Source organism: Butyrivibrio sp. VCD2006 (genome assembly GCF_000423925.1).
GTDB lineage: Bacteria > Bacillota > Clostridia > Lachnospirales > Lachnospiraceae > Butyrivibrio.
In genome coordinates this window covers 18577-40651 of the sequence record NZ_AUIX01000003.1, presented here as the reverse complement: position 1 = coordinate 40651, position 22075 = coordinate 18577, and the positions used below count along the sequence as shown (strand labels likewise).

Here is a 22075-nt window from a genome sequence, read left to right as displayed (position 1 = left end):
TAAAGCTTGAAAATATTAAGCGCATCAATTATCATTGAAACAATATTTTAACTATATAATTCAGGAGGAGAGCAATGTTTAAAGTATTGGAGGCTAATGAGCTCGCTACGAATATTCATCAGCTTATCGTAGAAGCTCCCCGCGTGGCCGGCACTTGTTTGCCCGGACAGTTCCTTATTGTCCGTGCCGAAGAGGATGGAGAGCGTATTCCGCTTACCATCTGTGATTATGACAGAGAAAAGGGAACAGTAGAGCTTGTTGTTCAGGCTCTTGGTGCTGAGTCAAGAAAAATTTGTCGCAAGAAAGCAGGCGACTGTCTTGCAGATGTAGTAGGACCGCTTGGAAATGCATCTGATCTTTGCAGCGAAAGCATCGAAGATCTCAAAAAGAAGAAGATAGTTTTTATCGCAGGTGGCGTTGGTACTGCTCCTGTTTATCCTCAGGCTAAATGGCTCAAGGAACAGGGTGTTGAGTGCGATGTAATTATCGGTGCAAAGAACAAGGATCTTGTTATTCTTGAGGAGAGATTCAAATCTGTTTGCAATCTTTATGTAACAACTGATGATGGATCATATGGCAGAGAAGGTATGGTAACTAAGTGTCTCCAGGACCTTTATGATGAAGGAAAGCGCTATGATCACTGCGTTGCCATTGGACCCATGATCATGATGAAATTCGTTTGCAAGCTTACAAAAGAGCTTGGAATTCCCACAATTGTCAGCATGAATACAATCATGGTAGATGGAACAGGTATGTGTGGAGCATGTCGTCTTACTGTTGGGGGACAGGTTAAGTTTGCATGTGTAGACGGACCTGAGTTTGACGGACATGAGGTTGATTTCGATCAGGCTATGAAGCGCATGAGACTATATCAGACTGAAGAAGGCCGCCTTGCACTTAAGGAGCAGGAAGGTGATACTCATCACGGCGGTTGCGGCCACTGCAACTAAGCTGCGAGAACTTGGTGAAGTACTTTTGAACCTGGTTCGAGCGTGTTACTACGAACGGAGTGAGTAATAACTTCATTGTGAAAACTAACGATAATTAGAGAATGGAGATAAAGATGGCACAAGATGTTTGGACAAGAGTCCCGGTTCGCGAGCAGGACGCAAAGGTTCGTGCAACCAATTTTGAAGAAGTTTGTTTGGGATACAACGAACAGGAAGCTATAGCTGAGGCTGAGAGATGCCTTAATTGCCCTAATCCCCAGTGTGTAAAGGGCTGTCCTGTTTCAATTAACATTCCTAAGTTCATTCAGGAGCTTAAGGAAGGCGATGTAGAGAAGGCTTATCAGACAATTAGTGAGTCCAGCGCGCTTCCCGCAGTATGTGGACGTGTATGCCCTCAGGAGAGCCAGTGTGAAGGTAAGTGTGTTCGCGGAGTTAAGGGCGACGCAGTTTCTATCGGCAAGCTCGAGAGATTTGTTGCTGATACAGCCAGAGAAAGAGGCATTAAGCCCCAGGGCGCAAAGGAGAAGAAGGGCAAGAAGGTTGCTGTTATCGGTTCAGGTCCTGCAGGTCTTACATGCGCAGGTGATCTTGCAAGAATGGGTTATGATGTAACCATTTTTGAAGCACTTCATGAGGCAGGCGGTGTACTTGTTTATGGTATTCCTGAATTCCGTCTTCCTAAGGAAGCTGTAGTTAAGAAAGAAATCGAGAACGTTGAGTCTCTTGGTGTTAAGATCGAGAAGGACGTTGTTATCGGTAAGTCCGTAACAATTGATTCTCTTATGAAGGATGAGGGATTTGAAGCTGTATTTGTAGGTTCAGGTGCAGGTCTTCCCAGATTCATGAATATCCCCGGTGAGCAGGCTCTTGGTGTATTCTCTGCTAACGAGTTCCTTACAAGAAGCAATCTTATGAAGGCTTTCTCTGAGGATAGCACAACACCTATCATGAGACCTAAGAAGTGCGTAGTAGTTGGTGGTGGTAACGTTGCAATGGATGCCGCACGTACAGCACTTCGTCTTGGCGCTGAGGTTCATATCGTCTACAGAAGAGGCGAGGAAGAGCTTCCTGCAAGAAGAGAAGAAGTTGAGCATGCTAAGCAGGAGGGTATCATCTTTGATCTTCTCTGCAATCCTGTTGAAATCCTTGAGAATGAGGATGGATGGGTTAAGGGCTGCAAGTGCATCAGAATGGAACTTGGCGAGCCTGATGAGAGTGGAAGAAGAAGCCCTGTAGAGGTTGCTGGCTCTGAGTTCGAGATTGAGTGTGATGCAGTTATCATGTCTCTCGGAACAAGCCCGAATCCGCTTATTTCAAGTACTACAGAGGGACTTGAGGTAAACAGAAGAAAATGTATCGTAGCTGATGAAGAGAACGGTAAGACATCTAAGGATGGCGTATTTGCCGGTGGTGACGCTGTTACCGGTGCAGCTACTGTTATTCTTGCTATGGGTGCAGGTAAGGCTGCAGCTAAGGGCATTGATGAATATTTAAGTAAGTAATTATTACCCTCATCCGGCACTTCGTGCCACCTTCTCCCAAGGGAGAAGGCTTAATATAAAGCCTTCCCGCTAAAGGGAGACGGCTTAATATAAAGTCTTCCCGCTAAAGGGAGACGGCCTAATATAAAGTCTTCCCGCTAAAGGGAGACGTCCTAATATAAAGCCTTCCCCCTTTAGGGGGAAGGTGTCAGCGAAGCTGACGGATGAGGGATATTTGGGGGATTTCATATGGTATATCAGAGCAGTGCACAGAAAGCTGAGGACAATCAGTCATCAGGAGTCATGCTCATTACCGTGGGAGCAATAGGTCTAATTGGGGATATATTCTTTCTTGTAAAAAATCCACTTAACATGCCTATGTTTAATAAATATCTTACCTGCGGTGTCATGGGCGCTCTTTTTGTGCTGTTTTTTGTTATGGGCATTCTTGCAGTAAGAAGCTACAAAATTTTCAGTGAGAAGGCAGCTGAAGAGGATACTGTTCTTGAGAAAATCAGAGAGTTTTGCGAAGCTGAGCTGACAGCCGAGTATATCGATGCTCATATGTATGATGATGACGAAGAATATGAGACTTTAACAGATAAGGAAAGTCTGTTTTTTAAGAGAACAGAATTTATTAAAAAAGTAATATTGAAAAAATACGTAAATGTCAGTGAAGAACTTATTGATACCTTTATTGACGGATTTTACGACAAGATATTTGGAGATGAAAATTGATAGCTATAGATATTCTCTGTGTTGGAAAGATTAAAGAGAAATATTGGAATGATGCTATTTCAGAATATGCCAAGAGACTTTCAAGATACTGTAAGCTTGATATTATAGAAGTACAGGATGAAAAAACACCTGATAATGCCCCTCCTGCGATAGAAATGCAGATAAAAAACAAAGAGGGCGAAAAGCTTCTAAAGTATATGGATCCTAAGGCGCTCAAATTTGCACTTGCGATTGACGGCAAAAGATATTCATCCACCGGATTTGCAGATGTAATAAAGGATGAGAGCACCATGGGAGTAAGCAGAATACAGTTTATAATTGGTGGGTCCCTTGGACTTTCTGATGAGGTTTTGAGAAACTGTGACAGGAAAATCAGTTTTTCGGATATGACTTTTCCTCATCAGATGATGCGCGTTATTTTGCTTGAACAGATATATCGCGCACACAGAATAATTAATGGAGAACCATACCATAAATGAGTACTATTACTGAAAAGACCATGCATCTTGGAATTGAGGAGATGCAGAGCATATTTGGTCAGCATGATAAATATATCAGGAAAATTGAAGATAATCTGAAGGTTGAAATAATTGACAGAAGTGGTGAGCTTCACATTATTGGTACTAGCGACAGCGTCAAAAAGGCTTACGATATAATAAGTGAGCTTGCAGGATTATCCGTAACCGGTGCTGAAATCGAGGAGCAGAGCGTCAATTATGCTATACAGATAAGTAATGATCCCACTGAGGATGAAGCTAATGCTGAGGGAAATGTACTTACGAAAATAGATGGTGACGTTATATGCCATACTATTAACGGTAAGCCCATTAAGCCTAAGACTCTTGGACAGAAAAAATATGTAGATGCTATCAGAAAGAATATGATAGTTTTCGGACTTGGACCTGCAGGTACCGGTAAGACCTATCTTGGAATGGCTATGGCTATAACCGCATTCCAAAAGGGAGAGGTTGAACGCATAATTCTTACAAGACCGGCCATTGAAGCAGGTGAAAAGCTTGGATTTTTGCCTGGAGATCTTCAGAGCAAGGTTGATCCTTATCTTAGACCTTTATATGATGCTTTATATCAGATTATGGGTGCAGATAATTTTGTAAAAAATATGGAAAAGGGACTTATTGAGGTGGCACCTCTTGCTTATATGCGAGGCAGAACACTTGATAATTCTTTTATTATTCTTGATGAAGCGCAAAATACGACTCCTGCACAGATGAAGATGTTCCTTACACGAATAGGCTTTGGATCAAAGGTTATTATAACGGGAGATTCCACACAAAAGGACCTTCCGGCTGATACCAAATCCGGACTTGATGTGGCATCTGCTGTTCTTAAGAAGATAGATGACATTGAATTCTGTAATCTTACCAGCAGAGATGTTGTCAGACATCCTTTGGTTCAGCAGATCGTTAAGGCTTATGAGGATTTTGAAAAATCAAAAGCCAATGAAGATAAAAAAAGAGCAATTAAGAGGCGGGAAAGACACTAAATTATGGCAGCAACAAATGGAATAACAGAAACAAAAGAGACAACAGACAAGTCAAAGCATGTCAGTAATGATAATGCAGTTTTGACTTCTGTATTTGATAAGGGTGAGGGGCCTATCAGATTTCTCTTCGGTTCGATATTTTTTGTAACCGGTCTGATACTTCTTGCGTTTTCAATTGTTTATGATTTAAAAGTTGAGGATATAATTAGAAATACTTTCACAGGCTTTCTCTGTGGAGGTATTTTAATCTACATGATAAGTGATGCCAGTACCAGAGGCCTTTTTGCATACGATAATGGTCAAAAAAGAAACCGGTTTGTTGTGGCATATTATGCGGGCCTTGCTATTTCCGTTGCCCTTCCTATGGTAACGGTTGAAGTATGGCCTTATGTATTTATATTCTTATTACTTGGACTTTTTTCGACAAACGAGATCGGGCTTTTTTCAGGCTCCATGCTTGTTATGTTCTCGGTTCTGCTTGAAAAAGAGGGAAGCTATTCCGAATTCTTTATATATTTCATTGCAGGAGCAGTAGTACTTGTTCTTTTGCGCGACCTTAACGAGACAACAAAGATAGGAGTTCCGATTTTTATATCGCTATCACTCCTGTTTGCTTTGATTGTTGCATATGACATTCTTTTCCAGAACAAGAATCTTGTGCCGACAATGTTTATTGTACCTCTCGTAAATATCATAATAAACCTGATACTTATGATGATCCTTCTGAATATTTTCGGACTCTATGTTATCAGAAAGAGTAATGACAGGTACATGGATATTAATGATACGGAGTTTCCGCTTCTTGTGCAGCTTAAGGAGAAGGATAAAGCTGCATATTTCAGAGCAATTCATATAGCATATCTGGCTGAGAGAATTGCACTTGATTTAGGACTAAATGCAAGAGCCGTTAAGACCATGTCATACTATTACAAAATCGGATTAATTGATGGCTCCAAGACATGGGATGAGGTAAAACATTTTTATATTGAGAACAACTTCCCGGGTGAAGCTATTGAATACCTTAAGGAGTATATTTCAAACGACAGGTCTAAGCATCAGTCGAAGGAAGCTGCCATTATTTACATGTGCGAGACGCTTATTGATTCAATAACATATCTTTTTGAAAAGGATAGTAATACCAAGATAAATTATGATGATCTTATTGATAAGATTTTCATGCATAAGATAGATAATAAAGAGCTTTATAATTACGATATTTCGCTATATGAAATAGATAGAATGAAACAGCTTATGAAAAAGGAGAAGCTATATTATGATTTTCTTCGTTGATAATGAAGTTGAGGCTAGTTTTTCATTTGATATTGAGGAAACTGCAAAAAAGGTTGCAGAGGCAGTTCTTGAAAGCGAGAATTGTCCATTTGATGTTCAGTTAAGTCTCCTTATAACTGATGATGAAGGAATAAGACAAATTAATTCCGAATTCAGAGAGATTGATTCTCCCACGGATGTTTTGTCTTTCCCAAATATCAGCTACGAAACACCGGGAGACTTTTCAGCTGCTCTTGGAGAACAGAAAATAGATGTAACGGATCCGGAGAGCGGACTTATCGTTTTCGGTGATATTGTTATAAATGAGAACCGTGTCAGAAGTCAGGCCAAGGAATTTGGACATAGTGAGCTTAGAGAATTTGCTTTCCTGATAGCACATTCTATGCTTCACTTATGCGGGTATGACCATATGGAGCCGGATGAAGCTGCGGTTATGGAGGAAAAACAGGAAAAGGTTTTGCAGTTTCTTAATATTACAAGAGATTAAGTGACAGAGGGTGAGTGGTATGAGTAAAAAGTTAAGAATAAGGCCGGATGTTGTACTGTCATCCGGAATGATCTTTATTATGGCCATTATGGCTCTGCTTGTTGTTTTCTTCGATATGACTGGTGCTGACGGAGTTGGTTTTCTTGCAGCTCCGATTGCTCTTTTTATGATCGCATATTGTGTATTTATATGTGCATTTGAAACCACCACAAGAGAGATGGTTAAGAATAGAATTCACAGAAGTCAGATGCTATCAGCAAAGAAAAATGTAAGACAGTTGATGATAATAAGCTTCTGTATAGGATTATTCTGTTCACTTCTTTGCGCAGGTGCTTCAATAATTCTCGCTAATTTTGTTTTTCATTCTCCCAGAAGCTTTTATGTTCTTTTGCTTGTTTCTCCTGTATTTCTGTTTCTGAGCATACAGGGAGTACTTAGAGGATATTTAAGTGGTTCGGGATATGCCGTTGTTTCAATAATATCTGATGCAATTCTCACACTTATTACCGTTATTTCAACAGTTGTTTTATCAAATGCCGTATATGATTATGGAAAAAAGGTCGATAAACTGATGCATGTTGATGACATTGCGCCCGCTTACGGAGCTTTGGGAGCAGCGCTTGGAATAACAGTAAGCTCGCTAATCAGTTTTATTTTTGTAACAATCATGTTTCTTATAAAGAAAAATGAGCTTCAGGAAATTGCTGATGAGAGTATCCCGGTTAACAATACTCATAAGAATGAATGTGTTCAGGACCTGGTAATCAATTGCCTGATTGCAGCAACCTGCGGGATTCTTGTTTTCATAGATGAGTGTGTTTACCTTGACGTGGCACATAAGATACATCCAATGGAAGATAACATCGATAACTGGGGGATTTATATAGGACAATGCGTTGCGGTGGTTGTGTTCTTCGTGTTTATAACTTCACTACCTTTTATCAAGTCATGGTATGGAGTTCACGTAAGCATTGTAAAAAAGGATTTCAAGTCAGCAAGAATGAGATTGCAGAGTCTTGTTCATTTTGAGGCTATGCTTATTTTTCCTGTGGTAATATGGCTGATGCTGCTTGCAAATACATTTAATACTGTAGTATTTGGTAAAAGCAATGAAGCAGGAGTTGATATGGTTATTCTGGCTATACCGGTAGTTATCCCCGGAGCTGTTATAGTGTTCCAATCATTCCTGTTAAAGCAGTTAAAGAACAAGCTTATTATGGGAATGAATCTGGTGGTTGGAGTAATAACGCATATCGCAGTGCTGCTTGCTATGTCGTATATTGGTGGCTATGGTATACATGCTTCTATTGCCGCTTTTGCAGCAATGTTTATTGTTCAGGCTATACTTGGCTTATTTGAAATAAAGGTTATGTTGGATGTAAAGCTGCAGATGATCAGGAATATTTTGATGCCACTTGTCGCTGCGGTTTTATCAGGGCTCGTTGCATTATTGCTCAATAAGATTTTTGTGAATTTGATAGGCGAAATATTGACTTTTTTGATATGCATTATTGTTGCTTTTGTAATTTACATGATTCTTTTGATATTATTAAGAAGTGTTAACCGTTACGAGGTTGAGAAAATGCCTCTCGGAGACTATTTTGCGCTTGTATCCGACAAGGTTAACGGTGGAAGGGATTAAAAAGTGTCTTTGAATAATCATGTAATAGTTGCCGGTGGCGGTGCTTCCGGTTTGTGTGCTGCCATAGCAGCTGCAAGAAAAGGTGCAACAGTAAATGTTATTGAGAAAAATGATACATGTGGAAAAAAGCTTTCCATGACTGGAAACGGCAGATGTAATCTTGCTAATCTGAATGTATCTTCTGACGATTATAATGAACGTTCAAGAAACAGAATGAAGAATTGGCTTGAAGAATTCGGTGTTGATAGGGTAGCCGAATTCTTTGCTTCATTAGGTTTGGTTATAGTAAGTGAGGACGGATATCTTTATCCTATCTCAGGGCAGGCAGGTTCTGTGGTATCGGTTCTTATGAATGAATGCCAGAGACTTGGTGTTGAGTTTACCTATAATGAACAGGTAAAGAGAATAATAAAAAATGATGACCGCGCATACACTGTTAAAACGGATAAGAATGAATATAACTGCAAAGCAGTGATCCTTGCTACAGGCGGATTGGCAGGTCCTAAAACAACAGGCTCAACCGGTGATGGATACTATATCTGCGAGCAGCTTGGGATGTCAAAGAAGGATACTTTTCCTGCGCTTGTGCCACTTCTTTCAGAAGATGAGACTCTTCCTTCGGAGAGTGGAGTAAGGTCTATCGCAAGAATTACATTTATGATCGGTGAAGGTGAGATTGCGACAGAATATGGAGAGGTCCAGATAACTCGAAATGGTATTTCGGGAATTCCTGTAATGCAGGCTTCAGGCGTTGTGGCTGAGCACCTGGCGAAAGGAAGACCTATTACCTGCTCAATCGATTTCTTCCCCGGATACAGTGAAAACGAATTTGAAGAGCTGGTTAACAGACTGATGAATCTTTCTGATGATAGAAAGCTCGGAGAACTTCTCGATGGATTTTGTAATTCTCACATTAATGAGATGGTCTTAAAGAGAATGAAGATCAGCAGAGGAATGAAGCTTAAGAATGTAGGAAGCTCTATGCTTTCATGTATTCTGTATAAATACAGAGATATAAGGGTTGAGATTTCCGGGACAGCTGATTATAAAAAGGCTCAGGTTACAAGAGGCGGAATAAGCCTTGGGGATTTAACCGATAAGCTTGAAGCTAAAAGTGCCGAGGGTGTTTTTGTAGTTGGTGAACTATGCGATGTGGACGGCAGATGCGGCGGCTATAATCTTCAGTGGGCTTGGACTAGCGGCTATATTGCAGGGGAGGCTGCAGGTTCCTTATGATTAGATTGAATTCCATAAAAATTATAAATAATGGTTTTGTTGATGAATTATGTGGGGACAATAGAATAAATGTCCTAAAAGCGAAGCTGAAAAATAAGGCGGCTAAGCTTTTACGAATAAATCCTTCACAGATTTCAGAAGTCATTATAAGAAAGCATTCTATCGATGCCAGAAAAAAGCCTGAGATATTTGATGTTTTTGTAGTTGATATTCTACTTGAAAAAAGGATATCAGAAGAGGCAGTAATTAAAAAATCAGGCTGTAAGACGGCTGCTCTGGTTTCAGAAAAGAAATACAGATTTCCAAATAACAGAAAAGAAGATGAAGAATTAAAAAGAGATCATGGCATGACTCCAAGGAGACCGATAATCATTGGTTCGGGTCCGGCCGGTCTTTTTTGCGCATATGAACTGGCAAAAGCCGGATATTGCCCTATCGTACTTGAGCGAGGCATGGACATTGATAAAAGACATGATGCAGTTTCTGCCTTTTGGAAGGGTGGAGAACTCATGCCTAAGGGTAATGTCCAATTTGGAGAAGGCGGTGCGGGTACTTTTTCTGACGGAAAGCTTAATACCATGGTCAAGGACAAAAAAGGACTTGGCTATGAATGCCTCAATATTTTTTATGAATTTGGGGCAGATGAGGATATCCTCTATGAATCAAAACCGCATATAGGGACAGATGTACTTAGAAAAGTAATTAAAAATATTCGAAATGAGATAATAAGGCTTGGCGGCAGTTTTTATTTTGAGACAAAAGTCACTGAGCTGATAGTTTCAGATGGAAGTATTAAGGGCGTAAAATGTGAGGATGGTAAAACCTTTTCATCAGATGTGGTTGTTCTTGCCATAGGACATAGTGCAAGAGATACATTTTATGCCTTAAAGGACCAGGGACTTGATATGGAACCTAAAGCATTTGCTGTAGGACTTCGCGTCGAACATCCGCAGGCTTTGATAAACAAGTCTCAGTATGGCATTGAGAATCCTAAGTCGCTTCCGCCGTCACCCTACAAGGTTACCGCGAGAAGCTCTGACGGAAGAGGTGTTTATTCCTTCTGTATGTGCCCCGGCGGATATGTTGTTAATGCTTCATCTGAAGACAACAGACTTTGCGTTAATGGAATGAGCTATTCCGGACGTGACGGAAAAAATGCTAACAGCGCAATTGTTGTGTCTGTCGAGCCTAAGGATTTTGGAGGCTCAGACGTTTTATCAGGTGTCGAATTCCAGAGAAGGTTAGAAGAGAAGGCTTATGAAGTTGGCGACGGTAAAGTTCCTGTAGAATATTTTGATGATTTTAAAAGTGCTGTATTAAAGGAACCTGTCAAAAGTAAAAAGAAAGAAAACAGAAATACTCCCTGCATTAAAGGGCTTTGGCAGTTTGCGCCCGTTCATGAAATCCTTCCTGATGATATAAACAATTCAATCGTTCAGGGAATGGAACAGTTTGGAAGGATGATTAAGGGCTTTGATAATGACGAAGTCATTTTTTCAGGTGTAGAAGCAAGGACTTCTTCCCCTGTAAGAATTAACCGTGATGATGAACTGGAAGCAATCGGGATAAAGGGGCTTTATCCATGCGGTGAAGGCGCAGGCTATGCAGGTGGAATAACTTCGGCTGCCATGGATGGAATAAGGGTAGCTGAACAGATAGCTATTCATTATAGAAGCCCGAAAGCTTTTTATCGAAAGCTGATGCTGGAAAAAAGAGACTTGATATCTGAGGCGGAAAGAGAACAGCTTTCTGAAAAGATCGCGGAGAATCTGTTTTCATCTATTGAATATCAGAAATCAGACAAGCTACTTATATATTGCAGCATGGGAAGTGAAGCTTCTACAGACGGCATAATCAATAGAGCACTTGAAGATAAAAAGGAAGTTTTCTGCCCTGTCGTTACAGATACAAAGAACAGAGTAATGAAATTCGTAAAGATAGAATCTAAAAGAGAATTAAAACCTGGTAAATTTGGAATTTTAGAGCCTGTTATAGATCCTTCTTCGAAAATATATGAAGGAGGTAATGGCAATACGTTGCTAATTCTTCCGGGGCTTATTTTTGACAAGACCGGCAACAGAATAGGTTACGGCGGAGGCTTCTATGACAGATTCATGGAGGACTTTAAAAAAGAGCTTTTGGATGATACTATTAAATCTGTAGCAATTGGATTTGATTTACAGATAATTTCAGAAGATTTGTCGGAGTATATGAACGGCATGGATAGAAAAGTGTCCAGTATTATTACTGACAAGGGCAGGAGAGATTATGACTAACGACAACATGAACATAGGTGAAACTATTAGGGCAATGGGGCAAAATGCATACAATGTTAAGTTTGATTTGCAAAGCCTCTCTGAGAATAAGAAAAATGAAGTACTCTTAAAGGTTGCTGATGCACTTACTTCATCCGCTGAAAGAATTCTTAAAGCGAATGACATAGACATAAAAAGCGGTGAAGAAAAAGGAATGCATGAAGGGCTTCTTGACAGGCTTCGTCTTACGACCGGAAGAATTAATGATATGGCTGAGGGAATCAGACAGGTTGCGTCATTACCTGATCCCATAGGAACCGTTCTTGATGACTGGAATCTTGAGAATGGCCTTAATATAAAGAAAATAAGCGTTCCTCTTGGCGTAATAGGAATCATTTATGAGTCAAGACCGAACGTGACAGCTGATGCATTCAGTCTTACTTTTAAAACCGGTAATGCCGTTATTCTAAAAGGCGGTTCCGATGCTATTAATTCCAATATGGTAATTACTGATGTCATAAGAGAAGCACTTGAAAATGAGGGCATTGATCCTAATGCTATTCAGCTTATTCCTTTTACGGACAGAAGTGCTGTTAAGGAGATGCTTTCTCTTCGTGAGTACATCGATGTTGTGATTCCCAGAGGAAGTGCCGGACTTATCAGAATGGTCTGTGAAAACAGTAGAATCCCTGTGATTGAAACTGGCAGTGGAAATTGTCACATTTATGTAGATAAAGCCGCTGACATTGAAAAGGCAATTACCATTATCATAAATGCAAAAACTCAGAGAATCGGAGTTTGTAATGCTGCCGAATCACTGGTTGTTCATGAGGATATAAAGGATGCTTTTTTGCCAAGATTAAGTGAAGCGATGAAAGAAAACAGTGTTGAGCTCAGGGCTGATGAGGCTTCAATAAAGCTTTTACCCGGTGCTAAGAGCGCAACTGAGGAAGATTTCGGCACTGAATATCTTGATTATATTCTTTCTGTAAAAACAGTAAAAAGCGTGGAAGAAGCCATTGCGCATATTAACAAATATAATACAAAGCACTCGGAAGCAATCATAACTGAGGATAAGGAAGCTGCGGATAAATTCCTTAAAGGTGTTGATGCTGCTTGCGTTTATCTCAATGCTTCAACTAGATTTACTGATGGTTTCCAGTTCGGATTTGGCGCAGAAATCGGAATAAGCACACAGAAGCTGCATGCAAGAGGCCCGATGGGACTAAAGGAGCTGACATCATACAAATTCAATATCACAGGTGATGGTCAGATAAGAAAATAAAATAATAGAAAGAATAACCTGAAATGAAAACAAAGGAAGAAATTCAGAAACTTAGAGAAGAGATAATTGATGTATCACTTTCACTGTTGGAAAGTGGGCTGATCGTCAGAACCTGGGGAAATATTAGTGCAAAAATTGATGATAAACATTATCTAATAACACCAAGCGGTATTCGTTACGAGGACTTAAAACCAGATATGCTGCCTCTGGTTTCTATAGAGGATGGTTCATATGAGGGTGAATATAAGCCCTCAAGTGAGTTTATGGTTCATACTGCAATATATAAAACCAGAAATGATGCTGAGTTTATTGTTCATACGCATCAGGTTTATGCTACTTGTGTCGGTGCACTTGGCAAAAAGAGGCTAAAGGCAGAACACAAGGAGAAAAAGATAATTTTCCCTGTTGCTGATTATGCACTCCCCGGAACAAAAGCACTTGCTGATAATGTTAAGAGTGCAGCAGCTAAGAACAGTGAGACTCGAAGCATCATAATGGCCAATCACGGTGCTGTATGCTTTGGTCATAATGCCGAGGAGGCAGTCAAGGAAGCCATTAAACTTGAAAAGGCTGCAAAGAAATATATTTTCAATATATGCAAAACTGATGCTTCAAATGAAATTTTAGAAGGATTTAGCAGTAAACTGGAAGAGGGTAAAATAGTTTACCTAAGAAACGATACTCCGGAGAGAGTTAAGCTTATTCATCAGACGATATATGCCAAAAGGCCTGATGTACACTGCATTTTCCACAATAAGTCGGAAGCAGTCATGACGATTTCCAGAAGAGTAAATCATATGAGACCACTTCTTGATGACTTTGCTCAGATAATCGGAACCAGTGTCAGAATTCCAACTGCGGAGGGTGCACCTCTTGTTGTGAAGAAAAAAATCAATACTGTTTTTGCATATAATGATGGAGCATATTGTCTCGGAGATACCGAAGAAGACGCTAAATCAGCGGCTATCGTGCTCGATAAGGGATGCATTGCTCACCTTGCCGTGACACGTTTTGGTGAAGGAAGATTCATCTCTTTGAAGGATTGTTTCAAGATGAACAGAAACTACAGAAAGAATTATAGTGTCCTTGCAAAATCGGTAAAGTGATATGTATTATATTAATATATAAAAAATTCACGAGGTGACAGGTTATGGCGAAGGAAACAAAAAGTAATTCGTACGTAGCTTACGTTGCGAGTTATACTTCAGGTTCTAAAGACAATTACGGAATTCGTATCTACGATGTAGATATGAAGAACGGTAGGCTGACAGAGAAGGAAAAAGTTAAAATAACTAACTCCTCTTATATTGTTCTGTCACACAGCAGAGAGACATTATATTCAATCACTGATGCAGGTGTTGAGGCTTATCATATAGAAGATGATGGTAGTCTTACAATTCTTAATAAGGCATCAATCAACGGCATGCGTGGTTGTTATATAAATATGGATCAGCATGACAAGTTCCTTGTATGTGCCGGATATCATGATGGTAAGGTTACTATCTTAAGGCTCAATAAGGATGGAAGTATTGGTGACATAACTGATGAAAAGTTCCATAAGGGACTTGGCACCATAGCAGGAAGAAACCATACTCCTCATGTTCAGTGCATCAAGGTTACTAAGGACAACAAGTACCTTCTGGCAGCTGATCTTGGTATGGACCGCGTAAATGTTTACAGGTTTGATACTGAGAATGGTAAGATTTCCGATATTGATGTGATTCATTGCGATCAGGAATCTTCTCCCAGACATATGCAGTTTTCCGAGGACGGAAAATTCCTCTATGTAGTATTCGAGCAGCAGTGCAGTATCAATGTTTATCAGTACAATGAGGAGAAGGGACTTCCTTCATTTGAGGAAATCCAGTCTGTTCAGAACTCCGATGAGCAGGATACTATCGGTGTTGCAAGTAGTGCTTTAAAATTCTCAGATGACTACAATTATCTCGTAAGCTCAGTTGCAGGCGAGAACAACGTTATTGTTTATAAGGTTGATAAGGAGACCGGACTTCTTACTAAGAAGATTGAGCTTCCTATTTCCGGAGAATATCCGAAGGATGCCTGCCTTTTCCCTGACAATAAGCACCTTGTTTCATTGAACCAGGAATCAAGCACAATGACATTCTTCAACATTAACTTCGATAATAATACTCTGGTAATGAATGGACCGGAGATGAAGGTGGACAGACCTAACTGTATCGTCTTCCATAAGCTTGGAGAAAGAATTAAAGTAAGATAATAAAATATGTCATACAAAAATCCCCGCTCAAATAAATGAGCGGGGATCTTTTTTATATTACTCAGTGTTTTTCACTATAGAAATCCATTATGTATGACGCGCGAGCAGACATATTCGAGATCAGGAGATCAAGAATTGTAAAAGCAGTCATGCACTCAACTACTACGACAGCTCTGGGAACTACAACAGGGTCATGTCTTCCCTTTATGTTAATATCAATATTCTCGCCGTTTTTGTTTACAGTCTGCTGAGTAGAAGAAATGCTCGGTGTTGGCTTAACATGCGCTCTTAAAACAATTTTTGAGCCGTCACTCATGCCGCCCAATATACCGCCTGAGTGATTTGTCTTTTTGGAAACAGTTTTATCATCGCTCATTACGAATGCATCATTGTTTTCAGAACCAAGCGAGGTGGAGGCTTTAATTCCATCACCTATTTCTACAGCTTTTACAGCTCCAATACTCATGATGGCCTGTGAAAGAACAGCATCAAGCTTATCAAATACAGGCTCGCCAATTCCTGCAGGCATACCTGTTACCTTACATTCTATAACGCCGCCTATCGAATCACCGTTTTCACGGCATTTAACAATAAGATCAGTTGCTTTTTTATCTGCCTCGGCATCGGGCATTGCTGTTATTGAAGACAGAATCTGATCATTATCAAATTTTGAATCATCAATGGTTATATCTCCGATGGATCTTGTATAAGCGCATACCTCAATGCCCATCTGAGAAAGGAGCTTGTGACAGATAGCACCGGCAGCAACTCTGCCGATAGTTTCACGGCCTGAGGATCTGCCACCACCGCGGTAATCTCTGAAACCATATTTTTCATCAAAACCGAAATCTGCGTGTCCCGGTCTGTAATAGGATGCGATTTCCGAATAATCCGAAGAAATCTGTGAAGTGTTTTCAACAAGAAGTGAAATAGGAGTTCCGGTTGTTTTCCCTTCAAATACTCCGGAAAGAATTCTGACTGAATCATCTTCTTTTCTGGGAGTAGTTACTTTTGAGGAGCCCGGTTTTCTTCTATCTAGAAAAATCTGAATGTCACATTCGGAAAGCTCAAGTCCAGCAGGGAAGCCGTCTAAGACAACTCCTAAAGCCGCTCCGTGAGATTCTCCCCAGGTTGTCATGGTAATGTTCTTGCCAAATACTGATCCGCTCATATAGTTAATGCCTTTCTAATTTTGTCAATATGTTAAGCACTATTTTTACACAGATTCCGTAAGTTTACAAACGAAAAACCTTGATTTTATTACAAAAATGTGTAATTCTTAATTTATTCTTAATTTTTTGTGCAATAATAGTTCAAAAGTGATAAAATATAAATGAAATTTTTTTTTATGAGGTTAAGTTGTAATGCGTGCAAATAGTTTGCAGATGGGTCCCACCTTCAGAGACAAACTGATGGATAGGGTTCGTTCTTTCAACAGGAAGCACAAGAAGTTGAAGTTTTTTGGAATGCTATATGCAATGGTTGTTTTGTTCTTCTATAACATCGGACTGCATTTCTGTCACAATGTTAAGAGGTATACATGTCTTGCAAGCATACTATTCTTCTTTATTTCAAGTAGCAGTTTTACATATCCTGAGGCATTGACTTTAAATGTCAGCTTTGTGTCTGATTTTGAAAAATCAGAAGAGCCAGAAGAGTATTATACCTCAGATTCACTCGAAGCTGTTTCAACCGCATCCGAGGCTCAGCTTGCTACTATAACTCCTGTAGATAAGAATAAGATTATTGAAGAGGAAGAGACAGGCGTATCGGAAGACCAGGAGCTTGCTGAAGGTTTCGTTCTCGCAGATGATATTGAAGATATTGGTGAGTCTGTTGATGAAGATAATGAGACCGAAGAATCAAGCGACATAACTTTTGATAAAACGGACTGGAAACTTATTCTTGTAAACAAACAGCATCCGATTCCCGAAGGATATGAATTTCCTTTTGGTGATATAAATGAATCGATGCGTTGCGATAAGAGGGTGCTTGCACCTTTAAAAACTATGCTTAAGGATGCAGCCGATAATGGCATAAATCTTGCTATTTGCTCACCTTATAGAAATGATGAGCGTCAGGAGGGATTATTCTCCAGAAAGATAAAAAATTATCTGGATGCAGGACTTTCCTATAAGGATGCTTATAATATTACTTCTCAGGCTGTTACTGTTCCCGGTGCTTCAGAGCATCAGATAGGCCTTGCTTTTGATATTGTCTGTGGCTCTTACTACAGTCTTGATGAGGGCTTTGGAGATACTAAGGCAGGTAAGTGGCTTGCAGAGAATAGCTACAAATATGGCTTTGTTGTCAGATATCTTGCAGGTAAGGAAAATATTACCGGAATTGAATACGAGCCCTGGCATTTTAGATTTGTAGGAATCGATGCAGCTACAGTAATGTATGAACAGAATCTTTGTCTGGAAGAATTCTGGGATATGTATTTATATGATTGATTATTTGGTGCTGTTGCATTATTATTATGCAACAGCACATTTTTGTTATCTAAGAATATTTGGAGAGGATTTAAATGTATAAATTATTAAAACAGGAAGGAATGGCTAAAAGAGCCACATTTGAAACCGTTCATGGAAAAATTGAAACACCGGTTTTTATGAATGTTGCTACGGTGGCTGCAATAAAGGGGGCTGTTTCTACAGAGGATCTTGAACAGATAGGAACTCAGGTGGTTTTATCAAACACCTATCACCTTCATCTGCGTCCCGGTGATGATATTATTTATAAGATGGGCGGCCTTCATAAGTTTATGAATTGCAATAAGCCTATTTTGACTGATTCCGGTGGATTTCAGGTATTTTCACTTTCTGAAAACAGAAGAATTAAGGAAGAGGGCGTATATTTCAGATCCCATATAGATGGACATAAGCTTTTCATGGGACCTGAGGAGAGTATGAGAATTCAATCTCATATTGCATCCACAATAGCAATGGCTTTTGATGAATGTCCTTCTGCTCGTGCAGATCATGATTACGTGAAGATGTCTGTTGACAGAACAACTAGATGGCTTGAAAGATGCCAGAAGGAGATGAACAGACTTAATTCACTTCCGGATACTATTAATAAAAATCAGCTTCTGTTCGGAATAAATCAGGGAGCTATTTTTGATGATCTGAGAATAGAGCATGCAAAGAGAATATCAGAAATGAATCTTGACGGCTATGCTGTAGGTGGACTTGCCGTAGGTGAGACTCATGAAGAGATGTATCATGTTCTTGATATAGTTACAGAGCATCTTCCGAAGGATAAGCCTACGTATCTCATGGGGGTTGGAACACCTGCCAACATTCTCGAGGCTGTAGACAGAGGAATAGATTTCTTTGATTGCGTTTATCCAAGCAGAAACGGAAGACATGGTCATCTTTATACAAAGCGCGGACATATAAATCTTTTAAATGCCAGATATGAGCTTGATGACAGACCGATTGAAGAAGGCTGTCAGTGTCCTGCCTGCAGAAGATATTCACGAAGCTACATAAGGCATCTTCTTAAGTCAGGAGAGATGCTTGGAATGAGACTTTGCGTACTTCATAATCTGTATTTTTACAATCATCTTATGGAGGATATCAGAACAGCTCTGGATGAGGGCAGATTTAAGAAATTCAAAGAAGAAATGCTTGATTCCATGAAGGAATTTGACAAGGACGAGCCCATAGAGCGCTATGATATCGCTAAAGGATGGAAAAAGGGTTAAAAACTGTACTTGTTTTAAAGTTGTATTAATTGTAAGATTATTCATATGTTTAAAAAGGAAATTTGGAGGTTGATATGAGTTTTGCTAACACTATGGCTCTTGAAAGTACTGGGGCAGCAACCGGAGGAAGCGGTATGTTAATCATACTCGTTTATGTTGCTATTTTTGCGGTTCTGTATTTTATTATGCTCCGTCCTCAGAGAAAGGAGCAGAAGCAGAAAGCTCAGCTTCTCGCACAGCTTGCTGTTGGCGATAGCGTTCGCACAACAGGTGGTTTTATCGGAACAGTTATCGATATTGATGACGAGTCATCAACAGTTATCGTTGAGTTCGGTAACAACAAGAATTGCCGCATTCCCATGGTTAAGGAAGCAATCGTTGAAGTTGAGAAGCCTGAGGATGCTGTAAAGGACAATACTAAGGAAGAAAAGTCCAAGTAAACAAGAAGACTGTTGTTAAAGTCTGCATTATAAAGTGGCAGCCGGCGGAACATTAATTTTTGCCGGCTATCATTATATGAGGAGAAAATTATGAAAATGGGGATCACATGTATTCCGGGTGATGGAATAGGCCCGGAGATCGTTGCAGAAGCTAAAAAGGTTCTGAATAAGGTTTCTTCTGTATATGGTCATGAATTTGTATTCACAGATGTCTTAATGGGTGGTGCTTCTATCGATGCTTATGGCACGCCACTTACTGACGAAACTATCGAAATGTGTAAAAAGGCTGACGCTGTTCTCATGGGTTCAATAGGAGGAAATACTTCCACTTCACCATGGTATAAGCTTGAGCCATCTCTTAGACCGGAGGCCGGACTTCTTAGGCTCCGTAAATCCTTGAATTTATTTGCTAATTTAAGACCTGCTTTTTTGTATCCGGAACTTCGCGATGCATGTCCTCTTAAATCAGAGACCTCTGAAAAGGGCTTTGATCTCTTAATAATGCGTGAACTTACCGGTGGTCTCTATTTTGGAGACAGATTTACTAAAGAAGTAGATGGTGAGCTTGTTGCAACTGATACACTTGTTTATAAAGAGAGTGAGATCAGAAGAATTGCAATTAAAGCCTTCGATGTAGCAATGTTAAGATCCAAGAAGGTGATCAGTGTTGATAAGGCTAATGTTCTTGATTCTTCAAGATTATGGAGAAAAGTGGTTGAGGAAGTGGCTGCCGATTATCCTGAAGTAGAGCTTTCACATATGCTGGTTGATAACTGTGCAATGCAGCTTGTGAAGGACCCTTCTCAATTTGATGTGGTTCTCACTGAAAATATGTTTGGTGATATTCTTTCTGATGAAGCAAGCATGGTCACAGGTTCAATTGGTATGCTACCCAGTGCTTCTCTCAATGAATCAACCTTTGGACTATATGAGCCAAGTCATGGAAGTGCACCTGATATAGCCGGAATGGATATAGCTAATCCTATTGCTACAATTCTTTCTGCTGCTATGATGCTCAGATATACCTTTAAGCTTGAAAAAGAAGCTGACAGTATTGAGAATGCTGTAAAGAAAGCTCTTGAAGATGGCTACCGCACAACAGATCTCATCCGCCCCAGTGAGAGCATTGATGAAGATAAAAAATGCGGATGCTCTAAGATGGGAGATATAATTGCATCGAGAATCAACTGAATCGGAAGACAAAACTTTATATGATTATCTGCCGCAGGAACCGATAGATATGATTGTCGTGCTAACGGTCATAGCAATGGCGTTTTACTATATCTGGAGAGCGACATATCTTACACCCTGGTATGATGAATTATATACTTACTACTATTTCATCAGTAGGGGACCGATATATTCAGCTATTCACTGGCCGCTTGCAAATAATCATGTAGGATATTCGGTTTTATCCTCGCTTATCAATTCATTTGGCAATTCGTATGTTGGGCTTCGCGGAATCTCATTCCTTTGCGCTGTTTTCAATCCTTTTCTTGTTTACAGATTGAGCAGGAGATTCCTTGAGGATTTGTATGCCTATTGTGCGATGCTGCTATATTTTTCCTGCATGCTTGTAAATGACCTGTCAATTCAGGGACGAGGTTATACCCTCGCATGTACATGCTTTATTATCACTTTCAGGCAGCTGATAATCATTTGCAGATCAGAAGATTTCAAGCTTAATGATTATATCGCTTTAAGCGTTGCAGTTATTCTAGGATTATATACATTACCGTCAAGCATTTACTGGGTATTTCCTGCATGCCTCGCAGCAGCTATATTCCTTTTGGTAAATGGATACAGAACCTATGATTTCCGTGATTCAATCTGGAAAACCAGATATTTCAAAAGACTGAAGAATTGCATTGTAACGGCAATCATTTCGGGGGTTATTCTTCTTGGCTTATACCTGATAATATGGTTTGCTATAGGAGCAAATCTTATTGTTAAGGATGAAGCAGGTGCGTTTTATGGTATGCCACATTTGAAGCTGATTATATCGCATCCATTCATGGCGTTATCAAAAGGCTTCACATATATGATTACAAAGTCAACAGCTCAGGGTGTAAACAGAACTTCATATCTGGCTGATTTTGTTTCCTGGGCAAAAGCCCTTAGCGGACTGATGTATCCGGGTTTTGCTCCGCTTTCCTTATTTGTTACAATCAGTGTACTTATTTTATTTATTACCGAATGTATAAGGCACTTTGAAAATAGCAGAACGATATTTAATTTAATGATGATCCTTAGCATAATGGGATATCCCATAATGATGATCATTCAGGCAAAACTCCCATATTATAAAGTTTTTTCTTATGTGGGAGTACTTATTGCAATATCATATGCATATGTCATCGGGCATGTAAGTGCAATGATAAGATTTTTGCTTAGAAGACATGAAAAAGCCTCTTTTTTATTGATGTTTTTAAAATGGGTACCTATCATATTTGTTTTGATATTTTCAGCTTCTATGATGATAAGACCTGATTATCACAGTCAATATGGACAGCGTGAGACCAATTGTTATAATGCTCTCTATATTGCCCATCCTTCGCCTAAGAAGCATTTATGTGTTCTGGATTGTGATCAACAGTATTTGCTTAAATTTGGCTGGAATATTGAGTGTGAAAATACAGATGTGACCGACTGTGATTATATTCTTGTTGACAGAGATATGATGTCAGATGATTTTGCGGGAGAAGACAGTTGGAAATTTTACGTAACTTATGAAACAATCCCTTGGGATTATATAAATTCAAATTACTACATTTTTTATGAAAATGAAGACTTTGTTCTATACAAAAGATAGGAGG

The 22075-nt window shown here is 39.6% G+C and carries 19 protein-coding genes; 18 read left to right on the top strand and 1 reads right to left on the bottom strand.

All coding sequences use genetic code 11. The features are described 5' to 3' along the window. Positions 1 to 74: 74 nt before the first annotated feature. The 13 genes from G586_RS0102970 (at position 75) to G586_RS0102910 (ending at position 15107) form a co-directional block, all read left to right on the top strand. Positions 75 to 950 carry a sulfide/dihydroorotate dehydrogenase-like FAD/NAD-binding protein gene (locus G586_RS0102970; RefSeq protein WP_026526505.1) on the top strand — a complete coding sequence of 292 codons (876 nt, stop codon included), beginning with the start codon at positions 75 to 77 and terminating at the stop codon, positions 948 to 950. Positions 951 to 1063: 113 nt separating this feature from the next. Then, positions 1064 to 2452 carry an NADPH-dependent glutamate synthase gene (gene gltA / locus G586_RS0102965; protein ID WP_026526504.1) on the top strand — a complete coding sequence of 463 codons (1389 nt, stop codon included), beginning with the start codon at positions 1064 to 1066 and terminating at the stop codon, positions 2450 to 2452. A 228-nt stretch (positions 2453 to 2680) separates the two neighbouring features. After that, positions 2681 to 3169 carry a hypothetical protein gene (locus tag G586_RS0102960; protein ID WP_026526503.1) on the top strand — a complete coding sequence of 163 codons (489 nt, stop codon included), beginning with the start codon at positions 2681 to 2683 and terminating at the stop codon, positions 3167 to 3169. Further along, positions 3169 to 3648, top strand: coding sequence for a 23S rRNA (pseudouridine(1915)-N(3))-methyltransferase RlmH (gene rlmH, locus G586_RS0102955; RefSeq protein WP_026526502.1), 480 nt, complete (start codon positions 3169 to 3171; stop codon positions 3646 to 3648). Before G586_RS0102960 ends, rlmH begins: the two co-directional genes overlap by 1 nt. Further along, positions 3645 to 4673: a PhoH family protein gene (locus G586_RS0102950; protein WP_026526501.1), complete on the top strand. Its 1029-nt coding sequence runs from the start codon at positions 3645 to 3647 to the stop codon at positions 4671 to 4673. The genes rlmH and G586_RS0102950 overlap by 4 nt, the downstream gene beginning before the upstream one ends. A 3-nt stretch (positions 4674 to 4676) precedes the next feature. After that, the gene (locus G586_RS0102945; protein WP_026526500.1) at positions 4677 to 5963 is read left to right on the top strand and encodes a hypothetical protein; all 1287 of its coding nucleotides are present in this window, start codon (positions 4677 to 4679) and stop codon (positions 5961 to 5963) included. Then, positions 5947 to 6450, top strand: a complete 504-nt coding sequence (gene ybeY, locus G586_RS0102940; RefSeq protein ID WP_026526499.1) for an rRNA maturation RNase YbeY — start codon at positions 5947 to 5949, stop codon at positions 6448 to 6450. Before G586_RS0102945 ends, ybeY begins: the two co-directional genes overlap by 17 nt. A 19-nt stretch (positions 6451 to 6469) precedes the next feature. Next, positions 6470 to 8092: a hypothetical protein gene (locus G586_RS0102935; RefSeq protein WP_026526498.1), complete on the top strand. Its 1623-nt coding sequence runs from the start codon at positions 6470 to 6472 to the stop codon at positions 8090 to 8092. Positions 8093 to 8101: 9 nt separating this feature from the next. After that, entirely contained in the window at positions 8102 to 9328 is a 1227-nt protein-coding gene (locus G586_RS0102930) for an aminoacetone oxidase family FAD-binding enzyme (RefSeq protein ID WP_207640716.1), read from the top strand. Beyond that, on the top strand, positions 9325 to 11604 hold the full coding sequence (locus tag G586_RS21575) for a 5-formyltetrahydrofolate cyclo-ligase (protein ID WP_081674155.1): 2280 nt from the start codon (positions 9325 to 9327) through the stop codon (positions 11602 to 11604). Before G586_RS0102930 ends, G586_RS21575 begins: the two co-directional genes overlap by 4 nt. Beyond that, positions 11597 to 12868 carry a glutamate-5-semialdehyde dehydrogenase gene (locus G586_RS0102920; protein WP_242831959.1) on the top strand — a complete coding sequence of 424 codons (1272 nt, stop codon included), beginning with the start codon at positions 11597 to 11599 and terminating at the stop codon, positions 12866 to 12868. Before G586_RS21575 ends, G586_RS0102920 begins: the two co-directional genes overlap by 8 nt. A 23-nt stretch (positions 12869 to 12891) precedes the next feature. Next, positions 12892 to 13974: a class II aldolase/adducin family protein gene (locus tag G586_RS24570; protein WP_051204458.1), complete on the top strand. Its 1083-nt coding sequence runs from the start codon at positions 12892 to 12894 to the stop codon at positions 13972 to 13974. 44 nt (positions 13975 to 14018) lie between these two features. Next, on the top strand, positions 14019 to 15107 hold the full coding sequence (locus tag G586_RS0102910) for a lactonase family protein (RefSeq protein WP_026526495.1): 1089 nt from the start codon (positions 14019 to 14021) through the stop codon (positions 15105 to 15107). Positions 15108 to 15168: 61 nt separating this feature from the next. Here G586_RS0102910 and aroC read toward each other — a convergent pair whose 3' ends face one another. Continuing rightward, positions 15169 to 16278 carry a chorismate synthase gene (gene aroC, locus G586_RS0102905; RefSeq protein ID WP_026526494.1) on the bottom strand — a complete coding sequence of 370 codons (1110 nt, stop codon included), beginning with the start codon at positions 16276 to 16278 and terminating at the stop codon, positions 15169 to 15171. 193 nt (positions 16279 to 16471) lie between these two features. Here aroC and G586_RS24565 point away from each other — a divergent pair, with 193 nt between their 5' ends. From G586_RS24565 to G586_RS0102880, 5 genes are all read left to right on the top strand, one after another. Beyond that, complete coding sequence (locus tag G586_RS24565; protein WP_051204456.1) at positions 16472 to 17563, top strand: M15 family metallopeptidase; 1092 nt, start codon at positions 16472 to 16474, stop codon at positions 17561 to 17563. A gap of 74 nt (positions 17564 to 17637) precedes the next feature. Then, a complete protein-coding gene (gene tgt / locus G586_RS0102895) occupies positions 17638 to 18819 on the top strand; it encodes a tRNA guanosine(34) transglycosylase Tgt (protein ID WP_026526493.1) in 1182 nt (393 codons plus the stop codon). A gap of 74 nt (positions 18820 to 18893) precedes the next feature. Beyond that, the gene (gene yajC, locus G586_RS0102890; protein WP_330363223.1) at positions 18894 to 19259 is read left to right on the top strand and encodes a preprotein translocase subunit YajC; all 366 of its coding nucleotides are present in this window, start codon (positions 18894 to 18896) and stop codon (positions 19257 to 19259) included. Between the two features lie 90 nt (positions 19260 to 19349). Continuing rightward, a complete protein-coding gene (gene leuB / locus G586_RS0102885; protein ID WP_026526491.1) occupies positions 19350 to 20450 on the top strand; it encodes a 3-isopropylmalate dehydrogenase in 1101 nt (366 codons plus the stop codon). After that, complete coding sequence (locus tag G586_RS0102880) at positions 20431 to 22071, top strand: glycosyltransferase family 39 protein (protein WP_026526490.1); 1641 nt, start codon at positions 20431 to 20433, stop codon at positions 22069 to 22071. Before leuB ends, G586_RS0102880 begins: the two co-directional genes overlap by 20 nt. The last annotated feature ends 4 nt before the right edge of the window (positions 22072 to 22075 follow it).

What these genes read in the sequence shown, in the direction of transcription:
- G586_RS0102970 (WP_026526505.1), top strand. Translation starts at nt 75, where the DNA reads ATGTTTAAAGTATTGGAGGCTAATGAGCTCGCTACGAATATTCATCAG.
- gltA (WP_026526504.1), top strand. Translation starts at nt 1,064, where the DNA reads ATGGCACAAGATGTTTGGACAAGAGTCCCGGTTCGCGAGCAGGACGCA.
- G586_RS0102960 (WP_026526503.1), top strand. Translation starts at nt 2,681, where the DNA reads ATGGTATATCAGAGCAGTGCACAGAAAGCTGAGGACAATCAGTCATCA.
- G586_RS0102950 (WP_026526501.1), top strand. Translation starts at nt 3,645, where the DNA reads ATGAGTACTATTACTGAAAAGACCATGCATCTTGGAATTGAGGAGATG.
- G586_RS0102945 (WP_026526500.1), top strand. Translation starts at nt 4,677, where the DNA reads ATGGCAGCAACAAATGGAATAACAGAAACAAAAGAGACAACAGACAAG.
- ybeY (WP_026526499.1), top strand. Translation starts at nt 5,947, where the DNA reads ATGATTTTCTTCGTTGATAATGAAGTTGAGGCTAGTTTTTCATTTGAT.
- G586_RS0102935 (WP_026526498.1), top strand. Translation starts at nt 6,470, where the DNA reads ATGAGTAAAAAGTTAAGAATAAGGCCGGATGTTGTACTGTCATCCGGA.
- G586_RS21575 (WP_081674155.1), top strand. Translation starts at nt 9,325, where the DNA reads ATGATTAGATTGAATTCCATAAAAATTATAAATAATGGTTTTGTTGAT.
- G586_RS0102920 (WP_242831959.1), top strand. Translation starts at nt 11,597, where the DNA reads ATGACTAACGACAACATGAACATAGGTGAAACTATTAGGGCAATGGGG.
- G586_RS24570 (WP_051204458.1), top strand. Translation starts at nt 12,892, where the DNA reads ATGAAAACAAAGGAAGAAATTCAGAAACTTAGAGAAGAGATAATTGAT.
- G586_RS0102910 (WP_026526495.1), top strand. Translation starts at nt 14,019, where the DNA reads ATGGCGAAGGAAACAAAAAGTAATTCGTACGTAGCTTACGTTGCGAGT.
- aroC (WP_026526494.1), bottom strand. Translation starts at nt 16,278, where the DNA reads ATGAGCGGATCAGTATTTGGCAAGAACATTACCATGACAACCTGGGGA.
- G586_RS24565 (WP_051204456.1), top strand. Translation starts at nt 16,472, where the DNA reads ATGCGTGCAAATAGTTTGCAGATGGGTCCCACCTTCAGAGACAAACTG.
- tgt (WP_026526493.1), top strand. Translation starts at nt 17,638, where the DNA reads ATGTATAAATTATTAAAACAGGAAGGAATGGCTAAAAGAGCCACATTT.
- yajC (WP_330363223.1), top strand. Translation starts at nt 18,894, where the DNA reads ATGAGTTTTGCTAACACTATGGCTCTTGAAAGTACTGGGGCAGCAACC.
- leuB (WP_026526491.1), top strand. Translation starts at nt 19,350, where the DNA reads ATGAAAATGGGGATCACATGTATTCCGGGTGATGGAATAGGCCCGGAG.